General features: G+C 40.3%; 7 protein-coding genes. All 7 read left to right on the top strand.

Annotated elements, in window-relative coordinates; genetic code table 11:
- Positions 1-259: 259 nt before the first annotated feature.
- The 7 genes from rpmH (at position 260) to mnmG (ending at position 6,606) form a co-directional block, all read left to right on the top strand.
- Positions 260-394 carry a 50S ribosomal protein L34 gene (gene rpmH, locus RIL182_RS21015; RefSeq protein WP_015561063.1) on the top strand — a complete coding sequence of 45 codons (135 nt, stop codon included), beginning with the start codon at positions 260-262 and terminating at the stop codon, positions 392-394.
- 177 nt (positions 395-571) lie between these two features.
- The gene (gene rnpA / locus RIL182_RS21010) at positions 572-910 is read left to right on the top strand and encodes a ribonuclease P protein component (RefSeq protein WP_006857739.1); all 339 of its coding nucleotides are present in this window, start codon (positions 572-574) and stop codon (positions 908-910) included.
- Between the two features lie 27 nt (positions 911-937).
- Positions 938-1,147 (top strand): membrane protein insertion efficiency factor YidD, encoded by a 210-nt coding sequence (gene yidD / locus RIL182_RS21005; protein WP_044999195.1) that lies wholly within the window; start codon positions 938-940, stop codon positions 1,145-1,147.
- A 24-nt stretch (positions 1,148-1,171) separates the two neighbouring features.
- Positions 1,172-2,464: a YidC/Oxa1 family membrane protein insertase gene (locus RIL182_RS21000; protein ID WP_006857790.1), complete on the top strand. Its 1,293-nt coding sequence runs from the start codon at positions 1,172-1,174 to the stop codon at positions 2,462-2,464.
- 22 nt (positions 2,465-2,486) lie between these two features.
- Positions 2,487-3,113: an RNA-binding cell elongation regulator Jag/EloR gene (gene jag / locus RIL182_RS20995; protein WP_006857741.1), complete on the top strand. Its 627-nt coding sequence runs from the start codon at positions 2,487-2,489 to the stop codon at positions 3,111-3,113.
- Between the two features lie 96 nt (positions 3,114-3,209).
- A complete protein-coding gene (mnmE, locus tag RIL182_RS20990) occupies positions 3,210-4,583 on the top strand; it encodes a tRNA uridine-5-carboxymethylaminomethyl(34) synthesis GTPase MnmE (protein WP_006857742.1) in 1,374 nt (457 codons plus the stop codon).
- A gap of 49 nt (positions 4,584-4,632) precedes the next feature.
- Positions 4,633-6,606, top strand: a complete 1,974-nt coding sequence (gene mnmG, locus RIL182_RS20985) for a tRNA uridine-5-carboxymethylaminomethyl(34) synthesis enzyme MnmG (protein ID WP_006857743.1) — start codon at positions 4,633-4,635, stop codon at positions 6,604-6,606.
- The last annotated feature ends 70 nt before the right edge of the window (positions 6,607-6,676 follow it).

The raw sequence follows: 6,676 nt of genomic DNA, 5'->3' as shown, positions 1-6,676 counted from the left end.
AAAAGCAAATAACAAGATATAGGATGATAGAGTTTCTTCCTTATATATATAGTGGTCAACATTTTCCACAAATGGATAAATGTTGAAATGTAGATAAGTAAAATGAGGTCAAACAAAATTTTAGTGCTTGACTTGAAATATTTTTCTGCTATAATTGAGAATGATGTTTTTTAACTGAGAATATGCGTCTTAGGACGTTTTCTATCGCATCGTCATTTCAGGATGATGGTGAATGCCAGGCAGAGGAGGTGGATATAACATGAAGATGACATTTCAGCCGAAGAAAAGACAGAGATCAAAAGTTCATGGCTTCAGAAGCAGAATGAGCACAGCAGGCGGAAGAAAAGTATTGGCTGCTAGAAGATTAAAAGGAAGAAAGAAATTATCAGCATAGGCCACATTTTTGTGGTCTTTTCTTTCCTTAAGAAGAATGGATGAATAATGAGGTGGTGCATTTTGTACCACCTATTTGTTCATTCAAAGATATTTTATGGGTAAAGTAAGCAGAGACCTTCAAACAGACAGAAGGTAGTTGGTGCCTTAGGTAAATAATCAGAAAGGGCATACTAGGATGAAGTTTTCGGAATCATTAAAAAAGAACAGTGATTTCCAGAAAGTGTACAGGCAGGGAAAATCCTATGCGAACCGTTATCTGGTAATGTATGTTCTGGAAAATCATACAGAAGGAAATCGTCTTGGCATATCCGTCAGTAAAAAAGTTGGAAACAGTGTTATCAGACATCATCTGACCCGGCTGATCCGGGAGAGTTACAGACTACATGAAGACATGTTCAATAATGGTTTGGACATTGTAGTCATCGCAAGAAGTACAGCGCGCGATATCAGTTATCATGAAACAGAGAGTGCCCTGCTGCATCTTGGAGGTCTTCACAAAGTAATCAATCGTTAATTGCAGAAAAAAGAAGATGGAATCATTTTGAAAAAAATATTAATTGCTTTAATTAAGTTTTATAGAAAATATCTTTCTCCGATGAAAACGACCAAGTGTCCATATTGCCCGACCTGTTCTTTATATGGGTTGGAGGCAGTTGAAAAGTACGGAGCTCTAAAAGGGGGAGCACTTGCTTTATGGAGAATCTTAAGATGTAATCCTTTTTCAAAAGGTGGATATGATCCAGTTCCATAGTGGAGGTATTTACAAGTGTCAGATATGTTATTAACAGCATACAATGGTGCTATTTTAGGACCGATCGCCAAAGTACTTGGCTGGGTAATGAATGGTATTTATGCGTTGATGTCAATGATCGGTATTGAGAATGTTGGTCTTTCCATCATTATCTTTACTATCGTGATCTACGCTATTTTGTTCCCGTTAACTTACAAACAGCAGAAATTTTCAAAGTTATCACAGAAGATGCAGCCTGAACTTCAGGCGATCCAGAAAAAATATAACGGAAAAAAAGATCAGGCATCCATGATGGCAATGCAGGAAGAAACACAGGCAGTATATGAAAAATACGGTGTTTCCATGATGGGAAGCTGTGTGCAGATGCTGATCCAGATGCCATTGTTGTTTGCTCTTTACCGTGTATTTTTAAATGTTCCGGCATATGTATCCGGTGTAAAGAACAATTTCTCTACGCTGGTTGATGGAATTATGGCAACAAGCGGTTATCAGGATAAGATGACTCAGCTCGTTACAGATTTAAGAGTTATGACAACACCGGCAGCAGATTTTACAGTGTCAGATCCGACTGCTCTTTCGAACTCTATTGTTGATGTTTTATACAAAATGAATTCAGCGGGATGGGAAAACTTAAAGAGTGCATTTCCTTCTTTGACGGATACCATCAATGCGACTTATGATACAGTTTCACATGTAAACAACTTTCTGGGACTGAATATTTCAGATACACCATGGCAGGTCATGACGACGAACTTTGCGTCACATAACTTCCTGTTTGTAGTATTAGCACTTCTTGTACCGGTTATTTCTTATCTGACCCAGGTACTTAACATTAAGCTGATGCCGCAGGCTGCTCCGTCTAACGGAAATAGCGATAATGATATGGCTGCACAGCAGATGAAAATGATGAACCGCACTATGCCGATCTTTTCATTTGTAATGTGTTTTACCGTTCCTGTAGGTCTTGGTATTTACTGGATTGCCGGTGCCGTAGTACGAAGCGTTCAGCAGTTTTTCTTAAATAAACATTTTGAGAAAATCAATCTTGAGGATATTATTAAGAAGAATCAGGAAAAGGCAAAGAAGAAACGTGAAAAAATGGGAATCGCTGAAAATCAGATTTCCAATGCTGCTAAGATCAATACAAGAAAAATTGATGAACCGAAAAAAGAAGAGAAGAAGTCTAACATGAGTGAGGCACAGCGCGAGCTTGAATTAGAGAAAGCAAATGCCGCAAAATCAAAGGCAAAAGCCGGAAGTATGGCCGCAAAAGCAAACATGGTCCGCGATTTTAATGAGAAAAACAGCAGAAAATAATAAGAAAGGATAGGGGTTTGGAATGGAATATATTGAAATTTCAGCAAAAACAGTCGATGAAGCAATCACAGAAGCACTGGTAAAACTGGGGACAACCAGTGACAGAATCGAATATGAGATCGTCGAAAAAGGAAATAACGGTTTCCTTGGCATCGGAAGAAAAGATGCGGTGATCAAAGTACGTAAGAAATATTCTGTGAATGATGATATCAAGGATTTCTTAAATAAAGTATTTGAAGCGATGGACTTAAAGGTTGAGATCGTTATGACTGCAGAAGAAAACAGTAATGTGATCAATGTTGATTTAAAAGGTGATGACATGGGCGTTTTGATCGGAAAAAGAGGACAGACCTTAGATTCCCTTCAGTACCTGACAAACCTTGCTGTTAATAAAAATGCAGAAAGTTTTGTAAAAGTAAAAATCGATACCGAAGATTATCGTAAGAGAAGAAGAGAAACATTAGAGAATCTTGCAAAGAATATTGCATACAAGGTAAAGAGAACAAAACGTCCGGTTTCTTTAGAGCCGATGAATCCTTATGAAAGAAGAGTGATTCATTCTACCTTGCAGAATGACAAATTCGTAACAACACACAGTGAAGGAGACGAACCTTATCGTCATGTTGTTGTAACATTAAAGAGACAGTAAACCGGTTTTCATCCGTGTGTGATGAATGACACAGAAAAATTCGTGGCGGATAAAGAAAACGTCCACGAATTTTTTTGTATATGGAAATGAGGTATTATGCGAACAGATACGATTGCTGCGATTGCAACAGCTATGTCAAGTTCAGGAATTGGTATAATAAGAATCAGTGGAGATGAGGCAGTCGGGATTGTCGACCGTATTTTTTCAATGAAAAACGGAAAAAAATTATCTGATATGCCGACACATACGATTCATTATGGTCATATCAAAGATGTGGATGAAGTGATCGATGAAGTTATGGTTGTACTGATGCGGGCACCAAAAAGTTACACCAAAGAGGATACCGTGGAAATTGACTGTCACGGTGGTGTGTATGTCATGAAACGGGTGCTTGAGACAGTAATCAAATATGGTGCGCGTCCGGCAGAGCCGGGAGAGTTTACAAAACGGGCATTTTTAAATGGACGGATCGATCTTGCACAGGCAGAGTCTGTCATAGATATTATTCATGCGAAAAATGAATTTGCATTAAAGAGTTCAGAACAACAGCTTTCCGGTTCACTTTCGGCTGCAGTAAGGAAAGTCCGTGAAAAATTGCTGCATGAGATCGCATTTATTGAGTCTGCATTAGATGACCCGGAGCACATCAGTTTAGATGGATATCCGGAAACACTTCATGGAATTGTGGAAGAAGCGCAGAAAGAGATTCAAAAGCTTCTTGCAAACAGTGACAATGGAAAAATTTTAAAAGAGGGTATTTCTACCGTCATTATTGGAAAACCGAATGCCGGAAAATCATCTCTTTTAAATACGCTCGTGGGAGAGGAGCGTGCTATCGTTACAGATATTGCTGGTACCACGAGGGATGTACTGGAAGAACAGATCAACTTAAATGGAATCATTTTAAATGTGATCGATACAGCGGGAATCCGTGAGACGGACGATGTTGTGGAAAAGATCGGCGTGGATCGTGCAAAAAAATATTTAAATGAGGCAGATCTGGCAATTTATGTTGTGGATACATCGACACAGTTGGATGAAAATGATTTTGAAATCATGGAACTCTTAAAGGACAGAAAAGCGATTGTTCTTTTGAATAAGTCAGATCTTACACCGGTTACCGACAGCGAATCAATCAGGAAACATCTGGATAAAAAAATGATTGCAATCTCTGCCAAAGAACAGACTGGCATTGAGGAACTTGAGGAGACAATCCGTGAGATGTTTTTCACTGGAGAGGTTACATTTAATGATGAGGTGTATATCACAAACATTCGCCATAAAACCGCTTTACAGGAAGCACGGAATAGTTTAAATTTAGTGGTGCAGAGTATCTTAGACGGAATGCCGGAAGATTTTTATTCCATTGATCTGATGAATGCGTATGAAGAACTGGGAAGTATCGTTGGTGAGGCAGTCGAAGATGATCTGGTGAATGAGATATTTAGTAAATTCTGTATGGGAAAATAATTGGCAGAAAAAATATATGGTTTAAGTATTTTAGAAAGAAGGATAAAAGATGCCTGCGATTGAAGAAAATTATGATGTGGTAGTTGTGGGTGCTGGGCACGCAGGATGTGAGGCGGCACTGGCATGTGCAAGGCTTGGACTGGAAACAATTATTTTTACGGTCAGCGTGGACAGTATTGCGATGATGCCTTGTAATCCGAATATTGGAGGAAGTTCAAAAGGCCATCTTGTAAGAGAAATCGATGCACTCGGCGGACAGATGGGTATCAACATTGACAAGACGTTTATACAGTCGAAGATGTTAAATAAGTCCAAGGGGCCGGCGGTACATTCTCTGCGTGCACAGGCAGATAAAGTGAATTACAGCATGGAAATGCGGAAAACGCTTCAGAACACAGAGCATCTTACAATCCGGCAGGCGGAAGTGGCGGAGATCATTACAGTTCCGGCAAATTCTGCTGATGGAGAAACAGCTGCTGTAGAAAAAAAAGATGGACAGATGGTTGAGATTAATGGTGAGCTTCAGAAAATTACCGGGGTAAAGACTGTTTCCGGTGGAGTTTATCATTGTAAGGCAATTGTGCTCTGTACGGGAACTTATTTGAGAGCGCGTTGTCTGACCGGAGAGATGATTACTTATACCGGACCGAATGGTCTGATGGCAGCAAATCATCTCACGGATTCCTTGAAAGCACATGGAATCGAGATGTTCCGTTTTAAGACGGGAACACCTGCGAGAGTGGATAAGCGTTCTCTGGATTTTTCAAAAATGCAGGAGCAAAAAGGGGATGAGAGGGTAGTTCCGTTTTCTTTTACGACAAATCCGGAGGATGTGCAGATTGATCAGGTTTCCTGCTGGCTGACGTATACGAATCCAAAGACGCATGAGATCATCCGTGCAAATCTGGATCGTTCCCCGATTTATGCTGGAATTATTGAGGGAACCGGTCCGCGTTACTGCCCGTCGATTGAGGATAAAGTGGTAAAATTTGCAGACAAAGACCGTCATCAGATTTTTATTGAGCCGGAAGGAATCAATACCAATGAGATGTATGTCGGTGGTATGTCATCTTCTCTGCCGGAGGATGTGCAGCATGAGATGTACCGTACGTTGCCTGGAATGGAGCATGTAAAAATCGTGCGAAATGCATATGCAATTGAGTATGACTGCATTAACCCAGACCAGCTTTATGCATCATTGGAATTTAAAAAGATTAAAGGACTTTTTTCCGGTGGACAGTTTAACGGAAGCAGCGGCTATGAGGAAGCAGCATGCCAGGGACTGATTGCAGGTATCAATGCGGCTATGAGCATTTTAGAAAAAGAACCACTGGTTTTAGACCGCTCGGAGGCTTATATTGGAGTGCTGATTGATGATCTTGTGACCAAAGAAAATCATGAGCCATACCGGATGATGACTTCGCGTGCGGAGTATCGTCTGCTGTTGAGACAGGATAATGCAGATCTGCGCCTGACGAAAAAAGGTTATGAAATTGGCCTGATTTCAAAAGAGCGTTATGACTGGGTATGTAAAAAGGAAGAACTGATTGCACAGGAAATCGAGCGAGTGGCGAAAGTAAAGATCGGCGCAAATAAAAAAGTACAGGAATTACTGGAAAGTTACGATAGTATTCCTCTGAACACTGGAACATTTTTAACAGAACTGATCCGCAGACCGGAACTGGATTATGATAAACTTGCACCGATTGATCCGGAGCGACCGGATCTTCCGGCAGAAGTTGCCGAGCAGGTAAACATCAGCATCAAATATGATGGCTACATTAAGCGTCAGATGAAACAGGTCGAGAGCTTTAAAAAACTGGAAAAGAAAAAGATTCCGGAAAACTTTAACTATGATGATGTACCGAGTCTGCGTATTGAGGCACGTCAGAAATTAAAGACCTATTCACCGACTTCCATCGGACAGGCATCCCGTATTTCGGGAGTATCACCGGCGGATGTGTCAGTGTTACTTGTGTATATGGAGCAGATGAAATATCATGAGAAAGAGTCTGCAGAATGATAGAAAGACGAAACATATCTGTAACGGCAATGGTATTTTATAAAAGAAAAAAGTATATCGAGATATGAGT

This window comes from Roseburia intestinalis L1-82, from assembly GCF_900537995.1.
Lineage (GTDB): Bacteria > Bacillota > Clostridia > Lachnospirales > Lachnospiraceae > Roseburia > Roseburia intestinalis.
Note: the sequence above shows the minus strand (reverse complement) of the source record. Positions and strands in the feature narration are given on the sequence as shown.

What these genes read in the sequence shown, in the direction of transcription:
- rpmH (WP_015561063.1), top strand. Translation starts at nt 260, where the DNA reads ATGAAGATGACATTTCAGCCGAAGAAAAGACAGAGATCAAAAGTTCAT.
- rnpA (WP_006857739.1), top strand. Translation starts at nt 572, where the DNA reads ATGAAGTTTTCGGAATCATTAAAAAAGAACAGTGATTTCCAGAAAGTG.
- RIL182_RS21000 (WP_006857790.1), top strand. Translation starts at nt 1,172, where the DNA reads ATGTTATTAACAGCATACAATGGTGCTATTTTAGGACCGATCGCCAAA.
- jag (WP_006857741.1), top strand. Translation starts at nt 2,487, where the DNA reads ATGGAATATATTGAAATTTCAGCAAAAACAGTCGATGAAGCAATCACA.
- mnmE (WP_006857742.1), top strand. Translation starts at nt 3,210, where the DNA reads ATGCGAACAGATACGATTGCTGCGATTGCAACAGCTATGTCAAGTTCA.
- mnmG (WP_006857743.1), top strand. Translation starts at nt 4,633, where the DNA reads ATGCCTGCGATTGAAGAAAATTATGATGTGGTAGTTGTGGGTGCTGGG.